The sequence below is a fragment of the Brevibacillus borstelensis genome, from assembly GCF_003710865.1.
GTDB classification, from domain to species: domain Bacteria; phylum Bacillota; class Bacilli; order Brevibacillales; family Brevibacillaceae; genus Brevibacillus; species Brevibacillus borstelensis.
Genome location: NZ_RHHO01000039.1, coordinates 1 through 17,895, shown reverse-complemented (window position 1 = coordinate 17,895; position 17,895 = coordinate 1). Strand labels below are relative to the sequence as shown.

Here is a 17,895-nt window from a genome sequence, read left to right as displayed (position 1 = left end):
CTTACCGTTCCCTTACACGGTTACCGCAACTTGCGCGCCAGAGCGCTGCGCCGGCATGGCCTCCGTGGAGAAGGTGATCGTCTCCAGTACATGCAGAAGTGCCGTCGCCGTATCCAGCGAGGTGAGACATACCGCCCCGTTTTCCACCGCTTCGCGTCTGATGCGGAATCCGTCGCGCTGCGGCGTCTTGCCTTTGGTCAAGGTGTTCAGCACGATGTTGGCTTCGCCCCTGTGAATCATGTCCAAGAGGTTCGGTGTGCCCTCTGACAATTTGTTCACGCGGGTGACGGGGAGACCTGCCTGCTCCAGATAGTCGGCTGTCCCTGCCGTAGCCAGCAGCTTGAACCCGAGCATGCGGAAGCGTTTGACGATACCCAGCGCTTCCTCTTTATCCTTGTCTGCCACGGTGACCAGCAGGGAGCCGTGAGTCGGGATGTTCATGCCCGCAGCCACCAGCCCTTTGTAAAGCGCTTTGGCCAAGGTGCTTTCACGCCCCATGACTTCCCCGGTCGATTTCATTTCCGGTCCGAGCGTGATGTCTACCCGGCGCAGCTTGGCGAAGGAGAAGACAGGCACTTTGACGGAAACCATCGCTTCTTCCGGATGGTAGCCCGGTGTAAAGCCTTGCTCTGTGATCGAGTGGCCGAGGATGGCCTTTGTCGCGATGTTGGCCATCGGAATGCCGGTTACTTTGGAGAGGAACGGCACGGTCCTGGATGATCTCGGATTCACTTCGATCACGTACGGCTGGTTTTTGTAGATGACAAACTGGATGTTGAGCAGCCCTTTGATTTGCAGTGCGCGGGCCAGCTTGGTCGTCATCTCGATCAGTTCCTGCTTGATCGTATCTGACAGAGACTGCGGCGGATAAACCGCGATGGAGTCGCCGGAGTGCACCCCTGCGCGTTCGATGTGTTCCATTATTCCCGGGATCAGGACGTTTTCGCCGTCACAGATCGCGTCGACTTCGGCTTCGGTCCCTACCATGTAGCGGTCGACCAGCACCGGGTGATCCGGGTTTACCTTTACGGCCTTTTCCATGTACTCCAGCAGCTCGTCATTGTTGTAGACAATCTCCATCGCGCGTCCGCCCAGCACATAAGACGGGCGGACCAGTACCGGGAATCCGAGCTCTTCCGCAGCCACGACTGCCTCTTGTACCGAGGTGACCGTTTTTCCGGGCGGCTGGGCGATGTTGAGATTGCGTAACAGAGCCTCGAACTTCTCCCGGTTTTCTGCTGCGTCGATGTTCTCCAGGCTGGTTCCCAGGATTTTGATCCCCCGGGCTGCCAGCTTGTCTGCCAGATTGATCGCCGTCTGACCGCCGAACTGGACGATCACGCCTTCCGGTTTCTCCGCATCGATGATGTTCATTACGTCTTCGATGTAGAGCGGTTCAAAGTAGAGCCGGTCGGATGTGTTGAAGTCGGTGGAGACCGTCTCCGGGTTGTTGTTGATGATGACCGCCTCGTAGCCCGCTTCCTGCAGCGCCCATACTGCGTGTACGGTCGCGTAGTCAAACTCGATCCCCTGTCCGATGCGGATCGGACCCGAGCCCAGCACGATCACCCGCTTTTTGCCTGTCTCGATGCGCTCATCCTCTACTTCGTAGCTGGAGTAGTAGTAAGGCGTTGACGCCTCAAACTCAGCCGCGCAGGTGTCTACCATTTTAAAGACCGGCGTAAACCCGTGCTGCTTTCTGAGTGCGCGAACCTCGTCTTCGGTTTGCCCCGCAAGCTCGGCGATTTTCCTGTCCGTAAATCCGAGGCGCTTGGCTGTATACAGCTTTTCTTCCGTCAAACCTTGAGCCAGCTCCGACTCGAATGCCACCAGCTTGTGGAATTTGTGCAGGAAGAAGAAGTCGATTTTGGTCAAGTCGTGAAGTCTCTCAAGGCTCCATCCGCGGCGCAGCGCTTCTCCCAGAAGGAACAGCCGCTCGTCGTCGGCAGCGATCAGGCGAGCCGTCAGCTCTTCTTCGGCAATTTCCGATGCGCCTTTCATCTCCAGGTGATAGGTGCCCACTTCCAGCGAGCGGATCGCTTTCATGATCGATTCCTCGAATGTTCGACCGATCGCCATCACTTCTCCGGTCGCCTTCATCTGGGTGCCCAGCTTGCGGTTGGCCGATTGGAACTTGTCAAATGGCCAGCGCGGGATTTTGCTCACGACGTAGTCGAGTGTCGGCTCGAAGCAAGCGTACGTTTGTCCGGTAACCGGATTGCGCAGCTCATCCAGGGTGTAGCCGATCGCGATCTTTGCCGCCATCTTGGCGATCGGATAGCCGGTCGCTTTGGAGGCCAGGGCCGAAGAACGGCTGACGCGCGGGTTGACCTCGATCACGTAATACTGGAAGCTGTGCGGGTCAAGCGCATACTGCACATTGCAGCCGCCCTCGATGCCCAGTGCGCGAATGATGTTCAGCGCGGAGGAGCGGAGCATTTGGTATTCGCGGTCCGACAACGTCTGGCTAGGCGCGACAACGATGGAGTCGCCCGTATGCACGCCTACCGGGTCGATATTTTCCATGTTGCAGACCACGATGCAGTTGTCATTGGCATCGCGCATCACTTCGTATTCGATTTCCTTCATGCCGGCAATGCTTTTCTCGATCAGGCATTGCGTAATCGGCGAGTATTTCAAACCGCTGGCGACAATCTCGCGAAGGCTCTCTTCGTCCGCGCAAATGCCTCCGCCGGTGCCGCCCAGCGTGTAGGCCGGACGGACGATGATCGGGTAGCCGATCTCGTTGGCAAAATCGACTGCTTCTTCGACCGTGCTGACGATTGTGGAATCCGGCACCGGCTCGCCCAGCTCCTTCATCAGCGCACGGAACAGCTCGCGGTCTTCCGCTTGTTTGATGGAATCCAGATTGGTACCGAGGAGCTTGACGTTCTCCGCTTCCAGCACCCCTGCCTCGGCAAGGGCTACCGCCATATTCAAGCCTGTCTGTCCGCCGAGCGTCGGCAAGAGACCATCCGGCTTTTCCTGCCGGATGACACGCGTGACAAATTCAAGCGTGATCGGCTCGATATACACCTTGTCTGCCATATTTGTATCTGTCATGATGGTGGCCGGATTGGAGTTGATCAGGACGACCTCCAGTCCTTCCTCTTTCAGCGCCTGGCAAGCCTGCGTGCCTGCGTAGTCAAACTCTGCCGCCTGCCCGATCACGATAGGACCGGAACCGATAACCAGAATCTTTTTCAAATCAGCGTGTTTTGGCATGCGAACTCTCCTCCTTGGCGTTTTCCATCATTTCGATAAAGCGGTCGAACAGGTAACCCGAATCATATGGACCCGGAGCGGCCTCTGGGTGGTACTGTACCGAGAAGGCCCGCTTCTCCGGGCAGCTCAGCCCTTCCACGGTTCCGTCATTGAGAGCCGTATGCGTAATCGTCAGACCGGTTCCGGCGATCGACTCTTCCTTCACCGCGTAGCTGTGGTTTTGCGAGGTGATATACGTGCGTCCGGTGGCGACTTCCTTGACCGGATGGTTGCCTCCGCGATGCCCGAATTTCATCTTCATCGTGTCCGCCCCGGATGCGAGCGCGAACAACTGGTGGCCCAGACAAATTCCGAAGATCGGGTATTCTCCGAGTATTTCGCTGATCATCCGGATCGCCTGCGGGACGTCTTTCGGATCGCCGGGGCCGTTGGAGAGCAGGATTCCGTCAGGCTGCAAGCGGCGAATTTCCTCGGCGGTCACGTTGTACGGCACCACGACCACATCGCATTGGCGCTTGGTCAGCTCACGCAGGATGCCGTGCTTTGCGCCGAAATCGACCAGCACCACGCGATGTCCCGTCCCCGGGCAGCTGAAAACGCTCTTGGTCGATACGCGGGCCACCTGATCGGTCATGAGCGGCGTGCTGCGCAGCGAATCAAGCAATTCGGAAAGCGGAGCGTCACTCGTCGTGATGAGCCCTCTCATCGTTCCGTGGTAGCGGATTTTCCGTGTCAGCATCCTCGTGTCCACCCCGGCGATTCCCGGGATGTCGTACGCCTTGAGCAGCTCGTCAAGGGTGCTGGTGTTGCGCCAATTGCTCGGTTCGTCGCAGTGCTCTCTGACCACAAATCCGTGGATATACGGACGTACAGCTTCGAAGTCGTCGCGGTTGATCCCGTAGTTTCCGATCAAGGGATAGGTCATCGTGACGATTTGTCCGCAGTAAGACGGATCGGACAATACCTCCTGATAGCCCGTCAAGCCCGTGTTGAACACGACTTCACCGTATGTTTCCTTCACCTTTCCAAAAGCCGTTCCGACGCATTCCGTACCGTCTTCCAAAATCAGTCTCGCTCGCATCTTCGCTCCTCCTTTTTTACGCTTGGCGGTAAACGATTTTCCCGTCAACCAGTGTTACTGCAGGCCATCCTTTGCATTTCCAGCCGGCAAACGGCGTGTTTTTGCCTTTGCTCGCAAACGTATCGGGGTCTACTTCTTTTTCTGTATCCAGGTCAATCACGGTCAGGTCGGCTGGCGCTCCGATTTCCAGGCGTCCGTATGGCAACTGGAAGCAGTCAGCCGGCTTCACCGTGAGAAAATCGACCAGTTGTTTCAATGTAAGCTCGCCTGTCAGAACGAGGTTTGTGTACAGCAGCGGGAAGGCCGTCTCCAGACCGACGATGCCAAACGGCGCCCGCTCCAGGCCGTTTGCCTTTTCCTCTGCCGTATGCGGGGCGTGGTCCGTCGCGATGATGTCGATCGTGCCGTCCTTCAGACCCGCGATCAGCGCCGCGCGATCGTCCCGGGACCTCAGCGGCGGGTTCATCTTCCAGTTCGTATTCAAATCTTCCGGGATGTCTTCATCGCACAGAAGCAGATGGTGCGGAGTCACTTCGCAGGTGACGTTGACTCCGGCGCGTTTGCCGTCGCGGACCAGCCGTACGGATTCCTTGGCGCTGATGTGGCAGACGTGATAGTGAACGCCTGTCTGCTCGGCCAGCAGAATATCGCGTCCCACATGGACCGACTCAGACTCCGACGGGATACCGGGCAGCCCGTGGCGGGCGGCCACAACGCCGTCGTGCAGCGCGCCGCCCGGAGGCAAGAGCGTGTCGTCCTCGCAGTGGGCGACGATGGAAAGACCCAAGGCCGCCGCCTCCTGCATCGCTTTTTTCATCATGCCGGCCGATTGCACGCCTACGCCGTCGTCTGTGAGGGCAAAGATCCCTGCTTCCTTCAATCCGGAAAAATCGGTCAGCTCTTTGCCCAACTGGCGGATCGTAATTGCGCCGTAAGGGAGGACGCGGGCAGCACCTGCTTCGCGTGCCTTATCGTGGATGTAGCGGACTGTCTCGACACTGTCGATGGAGGGCCGGGTATTCGGCATGCAGGCAATGGTCGTAAATCCGCCTCGCACCGCCGCATTCGCTCCGGTCGCGATCGTTTCCTTTTGCTCCAGGCCAGGCTCGCGAAGGTGGACGTGCACATCGATGAAGCCAGCGGAAATGAGCCCGCCTCTGCAATCGATCCACTCGTGTCCGGCTCTGTCTACCTTTTCCGCTATCGCCGTGATCCGTCCGTCAGTGACCAGCACCTCTGCGGGGATCAGCTCTCCCGTCCGATTGATCAGTTTGCCGTTGCCAAGGATGATTCCCATTTCACATCGCTCCCTCTCAGTAATGTTTCCATGACGGCCATGCGTGCCGCTACGCCGTTGGTCACCTGCTTATGGATCAGCGACCGCTCGCAGTCGACCAGATCCGTGTGAATCTCCACTCCGCGATTCACTGGAGCAGGGTGCATGATCACCGCTCCCGGCTTCATCATGCGTGCTCGCTCCAGCGTGAGTCCGTGGGCCAGATGATACTCTTCCTTGGATATGAACAGCGAGGAGGTGTGCCGCTCGAGCTGGACACGCAGCATCATGACCACGTCAGCCGTCCTGACGGCTTCGTCGATATCGACGATTTGAACTCCATGAGGGACGAGCTGGGGTTGCGGCATCATGCTCGCAGGTCCCGCAAGCAGCAGATGGGCGCCCATTTTCGGCAGAGCGTGCAGATGCGAGCCGAGGACGCGGCTGTGCCGCAAGTCGCCGATGATCGCGACGCTCAGCCCTTCGATTTTGCCAAATTGCTGCTGCATGGTCAGCAAATCGAGCAGGCACTGCGTCGGGTGTTCGTTCGTACCGTCCCCGGCGTTGATCAGCTGGAGCTCTACCTGATCAGCCAGCTCTTCAAACAGGCCGTCCTTGCGAGTCCGGATGACCGCTGCTTCCACGCCCATCGCTTCCAGTGTTCGCACTGTATCCAGGATGGTTTCCCCTTTTACCGTGGAGGAGGTCTCCGGGATGAAGTTCAGTACATGGGCACCGAGCCGCTTCTGGGCTACTTCAAAAGAGAATCTGGTCCGCGTACTTGCTTCAAAGAACAGGTTGGCGACGAAGCGTCCCCGCAACACCTCTGATTGCACGCCCGGACTCTTTGCCCAGAAATCCGCACGCTTCAAAAGGCTGCCGATCTCTTCTCTAGACAAATTCTTGATTCCAGTCAGATGCCGCATGTTACTCATCTCGAATCCCTCCGTTATTTCCGATTTTTCCAAACCGTATTGTAGATGTGTGCAAAAAAAGCTTCTTGCCAAGCTGCCGCGTGAGGCGGGCATAGGCAAGAAGCTTTTCGCTTCGTTCGACAAGCAGGGCAAACAGCGCCCTACTTCCTTGCCAGCCTCACGGGACTGTTTTAAAGGAACTTGGAACGTGTCAGGATTGCGCTTCGCGGTGAGCTTCTCCCATCGCCGATTCTTTCCCCGGGAGAATCACGTGCAGGATGATCCCGAGGAAGGTAGCGAAGGCGATGTTGTCAATCGTCAGATTGTGCAGGAATGCCTGCCAGAAGGTAGCACCTTCGAAGCTTATTTTGTAGCCGCCGATCCCGGTTACGAGGATCGCGGCAGAGATGATCATATTGCGCTTGTTGGAAAAGTCGACCTTGTTTTCGACGAACATGCGCAATCCTTGGGCGGCGATGATTCCGAACAGGATAATGGAGACGCCGCCAAGCACCGGTGTAGGGATGGTCATCAGCAGCGTGCTGATTTTGCCGACGAAGGCGAACAGGATGGCACAGACAGCAGCCAGTCCGATCACGACCCGGCTGTAGACCCGAGTGATTGCCAGAACTCCGATGTTTTCGCCGTACGTCGTCGCCGGAGGTCCTCCGATGAACGCGGCCAGAGAGGTCGCAATCCCGTCACCCAAAAGGCTGCGGTGCAAGCCGGGGTCTTTCATCAGGTCACGGTCCATGACTTTGCTCGTAACAAGCAGATGACCCAAGTGTTCTGCCAGTGTCACGAATGCGACCGGCGCAATGATCAGCGCTGCAACCCATGCGGAAGGATTGCCGATTACAGCTGCAACTTCGCCGAATTTGAAGTGATCGTGAAACATCCCCGAGAAGCCGACAAACCATTTTGCTTCAGCCACTTTGTTCAGGTCGATCAAATCGGGATGGCGGAGCAGGGTGTAAAGATACCCGACGATGATCCCGATCAGAATCGGAATCAGGGCGAAAAATCCGCGCAGCATCACTGCCGCAAGGATTGTCACGATCATCGTGACAAGCGAAATATCGATGGAGGTCAAGGACAGGTGCGATTGTCCGTCTACCGTTACCTTTGTCGCCATATCGACAGCGACGACAGACAGGCTAAGTCCGATTACGACGATGACCGACGCAATTACCACCGGTGGCAGTACCCGATCCAGCCACTTGACACCTGCCTTCTTGACGATGGCCGCCACGATGATGTAGACAAGGCCTGAGAGCAGACAGCCGAGCAGTGCAGTACCGACTCCGTAAGCCTGGCTCACTGTGATGATCGGACCGATGAAGGCAAAGGAAGAGCCCAGGTAGTTTGGAATCTTTCCTTTTGTAATCCAGAGGAACAGAAGCGTCCCGATCCCGCTGGTAAACAGTGCGGTCGCCACGTCCAGGCCTGTCAAAATCGGCACCAGTACAGTCGAACCGAACATGGCAAACAGGTGCTGAATGCTGAGCGGCAAAAGCCTGGAGATCGGCGGCGTTTCGTGCACATCAACAAAGTTTTTTTGACTCATTTTCGATATCCCCCTGTGCGTGTATAACGTTTCTGTCTACTAAAAAACCTCTTTGCGAGAGGCGCAAAGAGGCATACTCCTTCCATCGAAAGACGGGAAGCAAGTACCTCTTTGCAACCTCACGGGATTGCCATTTAAAGAGGTGTATGCAGTTAGATCAACTGGCGAATGGTCACCATGTCCATGGCGTCCACTTCCGCTAGCTGTACATCGATAATTTCGCTACGCGAGGTCGGAACGTTCTTTCCTACAAAATCCGGCCGGATCGGCAGCTCGCGGTGGCCCCGGTCTACCAGTACGGCCAATTGAATCATGCGCGGACGCCCGTTGTCGATCAGCGCGTCCAGCGCCGCTCTCACCGTACGGCCGGTAAAGAGCACGTCGTCGACGAGAATCACCGTTTTTCCAGTAATTTCATCAGGCAGTTGGGAACCGTGGAGTACGGCGTCCTCGGACTTGTGCTGCAAATCATCCCGGTAAAATGTAATGTCCAGCTGTCCGACAGGAACTCTTACATTTTCGATCAGTTCGATCCGCTCAACCAATCGCTCTGCAAGGTAAATCCCTCTCGTCTTGATGCCGACGACGATGCAGTCTTCCACGCCCTTGTTGCGTTCGATAATTTCGTGGGCAATCCGGGTTAAAGCCCGACGGATCGCAGCTTCATCCATAATCACGCTTTTGTTGATCATGTGTATTTCCTCCCCCGACTGACAGCTTGACATATTTGACGAGATGAAAAAAAGCTTCTTGCCGGTTGACAAGAAGCCACTGGGCATGACAGAAGAAAAGCGGCAGAGCCCCATTCTCTTTTGTCCATGCTTGTATCCGTGCCCTTGCCAGCCTCACGGGACTGGATTTAAAGGTTCTCGATTCGTCAGAACACATTATGTCATGAATCGGGCAAGGTGTCAACACTTTTTCATATTCCTCGAATCATTTCACTCAGATTGAATCCAGTAAACTCCCACCCATTCGGGCAAATAATTCGCATAGTATCCCGGGTCACCCGTCACATGGCGAACCAGCTCTTTCTCTTGCCCATCCGTTGTGCGAGCGTAGACAGAGCCATGCTCAGCTCCATCCAATCGGACAAAGATCAGCTGCTTTCCGTCTGGAGAAGGGTGGGGATACGTATCGGCTGTACCCTCGGGTCCCTTGGTGACTGGCAGCGCACGGCCTTGCGTATCTCGCATCCAGATTCGTTGTCCGGAGATAAGAAGCTGTTTCGGATCGTAATTCCCGAGCCATTTCGCATTTTCAAACCCTCTCGCAAAATACAAGCTGTCCACTGCTTTCTCGGGCCAACGCGGAAGGGCGTCCACTTTGCCAGGCTGTCCTGCATGTACAATCTTGCCGTCTTTATCTGCAAGGGTCAGATGTTTGTTTTCCGTTGCGATGCGTCCGCTCCCGTCGATAAAAGCCAATCGGGAACTATCCGGCGACCAGGAGAACCATTCCGGATAAGCCAGCCCCACCCCGATCTCGACCGGCTTTCGGTCCGGCTTCGTCAGGTCAAAAAGCTGAATGCTTACGCCATCGGCCGACAGTGAGCCCGATGAAACCCGGACATAGTAGGCCACCCGTTTGCCGTCAGGGGACAATGTGAGTCCTTCGGCCGAATACGGATAGATGCCTTCCTCGACATTCGGCGGCCCCCCCAGCGCATAGGCGGCCAGCTTTTTCCCTGCAAGATCGGTCAACTCCAAAGTAATAGGACGCCCCTTTGCAGCAGGAACAGACACAAGCAGACGCTTTCCATCCGGCAGCCAGGCAAAATCCTCAATCTCCCGCCTTTGCTCCAACAGCTTCTGTACCCGCTCCCCATCCAGTCTTGCCACGACGAACTCGGGAGAATAGGCATTGTCTGGACCACCTGTTTGAGTGGATTGAACCATGTATGCAAAGGTCTTTGCATCACTCGCCCATTTCGGTTTCTCCAGAACCCGGCGCGGGTCCACCTGAAAGGCTCCGGATCCATCCGCTTTCACTGCCCACAGAACATTTCCGGATGAAGCATCAGCCGGATTTTGGTTGTGCAAGTAAAACAGCCATTTTCCGTCTGGCGACCATCCTGCAATCTCCACTGCACCGGTTGTCGTGATCTGCTTGGGTTTTGCCTTCGGGTCACTGCCGTCCAGCAGCCATAATTGCGCGTTGCTGGTAAACGCCACTCTTGCAGGTACGCTCGCCTCAAATATTCTCTCAGGTGTCAGGATTTGTTCGGCTGCACTGCCGATACCGCTGCCAGCAAACAGCACAACTGCTGCGCAAACGATACCGGACAGGATGGAAACACACTTCCGCATCGCATTTGCCTCCCTCATTCTTGTTCAATCGTACGACGCATTTCGGCTGTCTTTTGTTACCTCCCAAACAAAAAACGCCAGGGAAATGATTTCTCAATCCCTAGCGTTTTCCAATCGCATCGCTTTTATGTGACACCTATACCAAGGCTGGCTCCATCAACAAAAACAGATTTCCGTACAGATCGGCAAAAATGGCTTCGCGCCCGTACATCTGATCACGCGGCTCAGTGACAAAGTGCACTCCCCGTTCGCGGAATGTCGCATACGTCTCGTCAAACCGATCCGTCTCCCACACCCACATCGGATTTTTCCCTACCAGGGCCAGCATTTGTTCCGCCGTCTCCTGATCGTGCCAATGCGTCGGGTCGTGCAGCACAATTTCCACTTCCTGCCCCGGGAGTCCGACCGTCAGCCACCAGGCTCCCGAGTCCATTTTGGCACTCATCCGCACCTCAAAGCCCAGCTTTTCCGTGTAGAATTGCAGCGCCTCTTCGCAGTCCCTCACGTACAGCGTGACATGTGCCAGTCTTCGCAGCATACCTTTGCCTCCGTTACTGTGATCATCTTGAAAAAGCCCTTCCAATCGTACGCTTTACGCTTGCCGCAAATAATCGATCACATCGACCATTTCTTCTGGCAGCGGCGCTTCGAACTGCAGGCGCTCCCCTGTTCGCGGGTGGTCAAAGCCCAATGTTTTGGCGTGGAGCGCTTGTCCATCCAGATCAAGCGTGTTCTTCGGTCCGTACTTCGGATCTCCAGCCAGCGGGTAGCCAATGTACTTCATATGTACACGGATTTGATGGGTTCTGCCCGTCTCCAGCTTCAGCTCAACGAGTGTATACTCTTTGAAGCGTTCCAGCACGACAAAATGAGTCACGGCCGGCTTGCTGTTCTCAAAGACGACTGCCATCTGCTGGCGATTTTTCGGATCACGGCCAATCGGCGCGTCAATCGTTCCCATCTCGTGCGGGATGACCCCGTGTACGATCGCCACGTACTTGCGGTCTACGGTATGCTCCTTCAATTGATGGGCAAGCGACAGATGCGCCTTGTCGTTTTTTGCCACCATCAACAGTCCCGACGTGTCCTTGTCGATCCGGTGGACAATACCCGGTCTGAGGACGCCGTTGATCCCGGACAAATCCTTGCAATGGGCAAGCAGGCCGTTCACCAATGTCCCCGAATAGTGTCCCGGTGCCGGATGGACGACCAAGCCCCGCGGTTTGTTGACGACCACGACATCGCTGTCCTCATAAATAATATCCAGCGCCATCTGCTCCGCCTGGATCTCCATTTCTTTCGGCGGCGGTACGCGCAGCGTCACCTCATCGTCGGCAGACAGCTTGTAGTTGCTTTTGATCGGCTCTCCGTTTACAAAGACTCGGCCTTCCTTGATCCAGGCCTGCACCTGAGAGCGGGACCACTCCTCGTTTTGCCCGGTAATAAATTTATCGATGCGCTCTTTTGCATCCGATGGCTCTGCCACCCAGTCATACCTTTCAAACAGCTCCAAATCGTCCATGATACTCTCCTCTGGTGTAGTCACTCTAGTATCCGTCAATATCCGTTTATCCATTAAACGGCCTTGCGCTTGCTATCCAGCAGAACATCGAGCAAAAGCAGCCCCACACCGATTGTAATCGCCATGTCGGCTACGTTGAAAATCGGGAAGTTGATCACGGTCACATCGACAAAGTCAACTACTTTCCCTGTGGTGACGCGGTCAATAAAGTTGCCGATCGCTCCGCCTAAAACCATCGAAAGCGCAAGTGAAACACGCGGTTGGGACTTGCCGATCCGAATAAGCGAGATCAAAATGCCGACCACGACCGCGATCGTGATCACAACGAACAGCATTCGTTGGTTCGCAAGGATGCCGAAAGCCGCTCCCGTGTTGCGATGAGATGTCAAATGAAGCACATCCTGAATCAAGGGAATCGACTGTCCCAGCTCCATATGTTTTACCACCAGAGACTTTGTCCACTGGTCAAGCGCAATAATGGCGGCAGCGATGATAAAGTACATAAATGGAAGTCCTCCTTAAGTCCCGACTACAGACAGCCGCAAAAGATTCACGTCAAAATATTATTGTACCATAGGTGGAATAGCTCAACAATCTCGCCTCTCGGCCACTTACTTTCGCAGCAGCCTGGACAGCTTTTTGTAATAGCGATACCCTCTTCGGATCCCTTCCAAAAGCCACAGCGGCATTTTCCAGCCGCGGTCTTTGATAAACGGCAAATAAAACCGGTAGTACGCTTTTCGCAGATCACGCCACTTGCTGTCCGGCTTGTCGCTCTTGTAGTAGTCGGAGACGTCGATCAAATAGCCGCGGCCTCGGTCCATCAAGACGTTTTTGCCGTGAACGTCATGTGGAAACAGGCCTTTCGAGCGGGCCTCCTGCAACGCCTCCTCCACATCCTCGATCACCTGGGGAGGGACGGGAATCCCGTAGCGGAAGCAATCGTACAAGGAAATGCCGCGTATCCGCTTCAAGACCAGATAGTGCGGCTCCGCCTGGTAGCATACCGGGAACGAACGTGTCTCCCCCAGTTTCCGGTAGACCTCGACCTCTTGTTCCCAACCCGGCCGTCCCGGTGCGTACAGCTTGACGACGACGTCGGGATAATCGGGATGTCCGAATACGGCCGCATAATTTCCCGTACCGACCAATTCCCATGGATAGGGGGTCGACAGAACGACCACAGGATCATCCGGTGAGCGACTTTCTATTTTTACCGTTTGCAAAAAGGGGGTTAATACATCCCGATGAATGCGCATGTGTCCACTTCTTTCATGAGTAAAAAGCTGGCATTTGGCAGTCTGATGCAAAAAAAGCATCCACTCGTTCCTCCAGACAAGATTTATTGGGCGGGTCGAACGAGACCAAGATAGCTTCTTTTGATTCTAGCAAAACGCCAAAACGGTCGGCAACTCACAAAAAGGCCCTTTCACCAGAAAAAGTGAAAGGGCCGCCGATTCTACGCGTTGCTGGCTACGAAAACCAGTCGCGGATGGCTTCCGTTATCTTGTTCAGCGCTCCGACACTCGCTGCCTCGCAATAAATCCGCAAAAGCGGCTCTGTACCGGACGGGCGGATCAGGACCCAGTGTCCTCCCTGGAGCAAGAGCTTGATCCCGTCCATTCTGTTCACGCCTGTGACAGCATAAGGTCCCACTTTTGCAGGAGAAACGGTCCTGATTTGCTCCAGCCAAGGCGTTTTCTCCGGCAACCGGATGTCCATACGCGTACTGAACAGTTCGCCAATTTCGTCATACACGTCCCGCAGCGTCTGGTCGATGCCTTTCTTTTCCCACGCACACATCTCCGCCAAGAGCAGGTTGATCAGGACGCCATCCTTTTCCGGGATGTGACCCAAAATACTGGCACCCCCGCTTTCCTCTCCGCCCAGCAGCACGTCGCCTCGCATCATTTGGGCACCGATGTACTTGAACCCGACAGGCGTCTCCACCAGCTCCAGATCGTAACGCTCCGCCAACCGATCGAGCAAATGAGTAGTAGCGACCGTCCGAACGATTCTGCCGCGAAGCCCCCTGTTTTTTACGAGATGATAGGCGACCAGAACGAGGATGGCATTGGGCGTCAAATACTGGCCGAACCGGTCCACGACGCCAAAGCGATCCGCATCGCCGTCATTGGCGAGTCCCAATGCCGCTTTCTGCTTGATGACCTCCTGCTTGAGCAAAGAAAGGTGCTGATCCTTTGGCTCGGGCAGCTGTCCGCCGAAAAATGGATCAGCTGTTTCCCGAATCCCGCAGGTTTCTACGCCTGCTTCTGCAAGCATGCGGCTGACATAGCCAATCCCGGCACCGTGCATGGGATCGACCACAACACGAAGATGCGCCTGCCTCATCTTGTCAAAATGGATCATGCGACGCAGATGGGCTTCGTAGTGGGGACGCAGCACAATTACTTCAAGAAGCCTGCGGGCTACTGCTTCCTCAGGGGTGATCGACAGCACTTCTCCCCCGTTTTGAATGCGCTGAATTTCCTCCTCCAGTCTCTCGGTAATCTCCGGCGTTGCCGGTCCCGCGTAATCGGGTATATACTTGATGCCGTTGTATTCGGGAGGATTATGACTGGCCGTGATCATAATCGCCCCGCTGACGGCAAAATGCTTGACTCCAAAAGCGACAACAGGCGTCGGGACGGATTCGTTTGCCAAATACGTCCGAATGCCATTGGCGGCCAGGACACCGGCAACGGCAAGTGCAAAGCGTCTACCCAAAAACCTGGTGTCATGACCGATGATAATGCCTTGCTCCTCCTGACCGATTCCCTTCGTATAAGCAGCAATGGCTTGGGCCACGACCCGTACATTTTCCATCGTAAACTCATCAGCTACGATGGCTCGCCAGCCGTCCGTGCCAAAGCGTATTGCAGTCACATTGTTTCACCTCAGCTCTCTTGCTTCATTTCTCTCGTCTCCTTTATGGATCCATTTAAAATGGAAAGGCTGCAGATTTCCTTCCTCCCACATTTTACGCCGCGATTTTCCCCCTGATAACCATGGACAACCGGCTATCTTTTGCCTCACTGCAAACGGAGCGCAGCCCGTCTCTGAAGAACCAAATCCGCCAGCGAAAGCTCCTTTTTGCAAAGGTAATCTACGATGCACATGAGTATGTAGACAGCATCCAGCTTCGGATGGAAACGGGCCTCATTGGTTCCCTCGCTTCTCGTCTCGCTAAAGATCATTTGCAGATCGGCAAGCTGGTCCTCCGTCAACCGCTCGCCCGTATGGGAAAACAGCTCGAGCGCTTCCCCGCTTTGCAGAAGCCGTACGCCCATATCCGCCTGATAGCTGCTGACGCCGTCGGCAATCGAGCCAACCAAAGCGGTCATTCCCAGTTCAGTGAATAAAGGATATAAAAGGCTAAGCAAAAAACGGGATTCACATTCAACCAGTACTGTATATCCCCTGTGCTTGATTGTTCCGCCATCGACTTGCATAAACAATGCCTGTTTATACGCATCCCAAACGCGATGCTCCACATGCAGCTGACCCAAGCGCCCCAGGGAACGAGCGTACATCTCCTGTCTACATGACAACTCGATGCTTTGCTGCATCTCACGGTTGATGGGCAGTCCGTCTTGATCCGCAAATCGAAGCGTTACCTGCTTTTCTCCATGCTGCTTTGCCATCTGGATATGGATGCCGCCGGTGCAGGAAAGGCTTTGTACACCATAGCGAAGCTGAGGCGCAATACCGACACCGAAATCGATTGTATCAATCCCTGCTGCACATAGGCTGGTCATGACGCTATGCTTGAGCAATTGAGCAAATGGATGATCGCAAGCGCAAAGCGCTATTCGGCTCCCCGGCGGAAGCTGATAGGCGTAGGCAGCAGCCAGTCGGGAAACAAACTCCGGGGTTATGTCAACATTCCCTATCCCCGTAATGCCTTGGCTGTCAAACAACCTCCTCGGCTGCGTATTGCCGAAAATAACCGTATGGTTCACCGTTGCTCCTTCCTCAATTCCTTTGTGGGGCCAGATCAGCACACCGGCTTTGACACTGGCTGCGCGTCCGATGCGGCAACCATCCCCCACGACTGTGTTCTCCCCGAGCAGGACGCAATCGCCGATGCTTGTGTTTCTCCCGAGGATACTGCCCGACACATCCGCTTGCATCCCGATATAGCTGTTTTCCCAGAGGATCGTTTGTGTCAATGCTGACCCTTCTGCTACGACAGATCGGCTCCCGATGACAGAGTAAGCCCCAACCGATGTCCCTGTTTGCAGGTGGACCCCTTTTCCGATCAGGAGCGGTCCTTCCAATCTCACAGAGGCATCGATTGCAAGATCTCCCTCCACATAAATTCCGGGAGCCAGCTGCCTGGCGGGGATAGCCCTGTCCACCTTGCCGTCCAGCAGATCGCATTGAACCTGCTTGTATTCCATCAGCGAGTGTATTTTCGACCAATACGCCTTCATGACATAACCGCTCAGAGGGATTCCCTGTTGGAAAAGCGAGTGAACAAGCTGTTCCGGTTCCGCTAGTTCGCCTTCATCCTCAAGCAGCGAAAAAATCTCCGGCTCTATCAACACAATTCCCGTACCCAAGGCAAAACTGCCTTCTTCGACTGATTGTTCCGCAACCCCTGTTACGTTGCCTTCCCGATTTGTCCATACGTGGAGACCTTGTAAACGAGACTCGTCACCAGACAGCACCAGAGTCGCCATCGAACGCCTTTCCCGATGGAAGCCAATGGCTTCCGACAGATTGCAGTCGGTCAAGATGTCTCCGCGAATGACGACGCTTGTATCATTCAGAAATTCCGCAAGGCTCTGCCGATTTTTTTCATCGCCTGCAGACAGCCTCTGCTCCTCAAAATAGGTAAGTGCAACGCCGAACCGGGAACCGTCGCCAAAGTAATCCCGAACCAGCTCGGGAAGGTACTCTAGCGAAACGGCAATATCTGTAATGCCATGCTGCTTTAAGAGCTCGACCGTGTACTCCATGCACGGGCGATTCAATAGCGGTACCATCGCTTTTGGAGTACGCACGGTCAATGGAAGGAGCTCTTCGCCCTTTCCGTCCGCCAAGATTACAGCCTTCATCCACGGTACCTCCTTGTTTGCACAATCATCCGGAACCCCCGGGAAAGAAGCGTACGTTTACTCTATTCCGATTTTCCGACCAATAGAACAAAACGGCGGATTTACTGCTTGAAATGAATTTGTCCTCTATCGGCTGCCTCCCGCATGCAGTCTTTGCCAAAACATCTGATTCCTCGCTGGCATCGTCACTGGCTCCGAGCGCAGGACAGGACAAAATCGTCTATCGTGAAATAATCCGAAATCAACGAGATACGTTCCACCCGGGCGCAAGCGATCAACAACAGTTTCCCTTGTATCCGCCTGCACGCAAATCTCTCTGATCGGATGAGGAGGTTTGCCATTTATTCGCAGATTCGTGGCATCGTACACACGAAGCCCTTGGGCTACTTCTTGTTCGTCAGCCTGCAGGTAGGAAGCAATCATCCGCAGCCGGGCTGCGCCTATTTCCCACTTTACACAGAAGGCGTCAGGTCTTTTTACAGCAGTCAAGATTCTGTTGTGGCCAAACGGACACGGGCTCTCCTGAGAATCGGACTTCGACTGTGAATGGATTGGAACTGGTTGAATGAGCACCGTACATCGCTCCCTTCTGTCGTATTCCCATATGTAGTTCTTCTCTCCTATCCCACGAAGACTGTTTACGGATCAATCACCATTGCAATCATAGCGGAAGTGGCAGACAAAAACTGTCGAACGCTGCAAACATATCGCTTGTTCTTTTGTCGAGTAAACAGCTCTTTTTCGTCATCATCGTACAAAAATCGTTTTGACCGTTTTGATTGGAGGGAATCACTTAAAATTGTTGCATCTTGAACGAGGAGAAAATTTATGGAAAATGTCTACATCGTAAGCAGCTATTTCCAGCGACCTCAGGCTGCATAGCTGTTTCAACTCAAAAGAAAAGAGCCCACCTGTGCGGTGAAGTGCACCCCTTAGAA

The 17,895-nt window shown here is 54.8% G+C and carries 14 protein-coding genes; all 14 read right to left on the bottom strand.

From position 1 onward, the window contains the following. Positions 1-12: 12 nt before the first annotated feature. Positions 13-3,225 (bottom strand): carbamoyl-phosphate synthase large subunit, encoded by a 3,213-nt coding sequence (gene carB, locus EDM54_RS19615; RefSeq protein ID WP_039070117.1) that lies wholly within the window; start codon positions 3,223-3,225, stop codon positions 13-15. Continuing rightward, complete coding sequence (locus tag EDM54_RS19610; RefSeq protein WP_003386192.1) at positions 3,209-4,306, bottom strand: carbamoyl phosphate synthase small subunit; 1,098 nt, start codon at positions 4,304-4,306, stop codon at positions 3,209-3,211. The genes carB and EDM54_RS19610 overlap by 17 nt, the downstream gene beginning before the upstream one ends. Positions 4,307-4,322: 16 nt before the next feature. Continuing rightward, entirely contained in the window at positions 4,323-5,603 is a 1,281-nt protein-coding gene (pyrC, locus tag EDM54_RS19605; RefSeq protein WP_003386194.1) for a dihydroorotase, read from the bottom strand. Further along, positions 5,573-6,517 carry an aspartate carbamoyltransferase catalytic subunit gene (locus EDM54_RS19600; protein WP_122958674.1) on the bottom strand — a complete coding sequence of 315 codons (945 nt, stop codon included), beginning with the start codon at positions 6,515-6,517 and terminating at the stop codon, positions 5,573-5,575. Before EDM54_RS19600 ends, pyrC begins: the two co-directional genes overlap by 31 nt. Before the next feature lie 190 nt (positions 6,518-6,707). Then, positions 6,708-8,063, bottom strand: coding sequence for a solute carrier family 23 protein (locus EDM54_RS19595; protein WP_122958673.1), 1,356 nt, complete (start codon positions 8,061-8,063; stop codon positions 6,708-6,710). 152 nt (positions 8,064-8,215) lie between these two features. After that, the gene (gene pyrR / locus EDM54_RS19590) at positions 8,216-8,755 is read right to left on the bottom strand and encodes a bifunctional pyr operon transcriptional regulator/uracil phosphoribosyltransferase PyrR (protein WP_003386197.1); all 540 of its coding nucleotides are present in this window, start codon (positions 8,753-8,755) and stop codon (positions 8,216-8,218) included. Positions 8,756-9,004: 249 nt separating this feature from the next. Continuing rightward, positions 9,005-10,372: a TolB family protein gene (locus EDM54_RS19585; protein ID WP_170208354.1), complete on the bottom strand. Its 1,368-nt coding sequence runs from the start codon at positions 10,370-10,372 to the stop codon at positions 9,005-9,007. A 136-nt stretch (positions 10,373-10,508) separates the two neighbouring features. After that, positions 10,509-10,910, bottom strand: a complete 402-nt coding sequence (locus EDM54_RS19580; protein ID WP_003386199.1) for a VOC family protein — start codon at positions 10,908-10,910, stop codon at positions 10,509-10,511. 54 nt (positions 10,911-10,964) lie between these two features. Beyond that, a complete protein-coding gene (locus EDM54_RS19575; protein ID WP_122958671.1) occupies positions 10,965-11,894 on the bottom strand; it encodes an RluA family pseudouridine synthase in 930 nt (309 codons plus the stop codon). Between the two features lie 53 nt (positions 11,895-11,947). Beyond that, positions 11,948-12,397, bottom strand: coding sequence for a signal peptidase II (gene lspA / locus EDM54_RS19570; RefSeq protein WP_003386201.1), 450 nt, complete (start codon positions 12,395-12,397; stop codon positions 11,948-11,950). A 108-nt stretch (positions 12,398-12,505) separates the two neighbouring features. Beyond that, positions 12,506-13,153: a serine/threonine protein kinase gene (locus tag EDM54_RS19565; RefSeq protein ID WP_031932973.1), complete on the bottom strand. Its 648-nt coding sequence runs from the start codon at positions 13,151-13,153 to the stop codon at positions 12,506-12,508. Between the two features lie 214 nt (positions 13,154-13,367). Then, entirely contained in the window at positions 13,368-14,780 is a 1,413-nt protein-coding gene (locus EDM54_RS19560) for a phosphoglucomutase/phosphomannomutase family protein (RefSeq protein WP_031932974.1), read from the bottom strand. Between the two features lie 146 nt (positions 14,781-14,926). After that, positions 14,927-16,957, bottom strand: coding sequence for a sugar phosphate nucleotidyltransferase (locus tag EDM54_RS19555; protein WP_122958669.1), 2,031 nt, complete (start codon positions 16,955-16,957; stop codon positions 14,927-14,929). A gap of 126 nt (positions 16,958-17,083) precedes the next feature. Then, positions 17,084-17,530 carry a DUF4912 domain-containing protein gene (locus EDM54_RS19550; protein WP_024982951.1) on the bottom strand — a complete coding sequence of 149 codons (447 nt, stop codon included), beginning with the start codon at positions 17,528-17,530 and terminating at the stop codon, positions 17,084-17,086. Positions 17,531-17,895 lie beyond the last annotated feature (365 nt).

Coding starts and splice junctions, on each gene's coding strand:
- carB (WP_039070117.1), bottom strand. CDS start 3,225: ATGCCAAAACACGCTGATTTGAAAAAGATTCTGGTTATCGGTTCCGGT.
- EDM54_RS19610 (WP_003386192.1), bottom strand. CDS start 4,306: ATGCGAGCGAGACTGATTTTGGAAGACGGTACGGAATGCGTCGGAACG.
- pyrC (WP_003386194.1), bottom strand. CDS start 5,603: ATGGGAATCATCCTTGGCAACGGCAAACTGATCAATCGGACGGGAGAG.
- EDM54_RS19600 (WP_122958674.1), bottom strand. CDS start 6,517: ATGAGTAACATGCGGCATCTGACTGGAATCAAGAATTTGTCTAGAGAA.
- EDM54_RS19595 (WP_122958673.1), bottom strand. CDS start 8,063: ATGAGTCAAAAAAACTTTGTTGATGTGCACGAAACGCCGCCGATCTCC.
- pyrR (WP_003386197.1), bottom strand. CDS start 8,755: ATGATCAACAAAAGCGTGATTATGGATGAAGCTGCGATCCGTCGGGCT.
- EDM54_RS19585 (WP_170208354.1), bottom strand. CDS start 10,372: ATGCGGAAGTGTGTTTCCATCCTGTCCGGTATCGTTTGCGCAGCAGTT.
- EDM54_RS19580 (WP_003386199.1), bottom strand. CDS start 10,910: ATGCTGCGAAGACTGGCACATGTCACGCTGTACGTGAGGGACTGCGAA.
- EDM54_RS19575 (WP_122958671.1), bottom strand. CDS start 11,894: ATGGACGATTTGGAGCTGTTTGAAAGGTATGACTGGGTGGCAGAGCCA.
- lspA (WP_003386201.1), bottom strand. CDS start 12,397: ATGTACTTTATCATCGCTGCCGCCATTATTGCGCTTGACCAGTGGACA.
- EDM54_RS19565 (WP_031932973.1), bottom strand. CDS start 13,153: ATGCGCATTCATCGGGATGTATTAACCCCCTTTTTGCAAACGGTAAAA.
- EDM54_RS19555 (WP_122958669.1), bottom strand. CDS start 16,957: ATGAAGGCTGTAATCTTGGCGGACGGAAAGGGCGAAGAGCTCCTTCCA.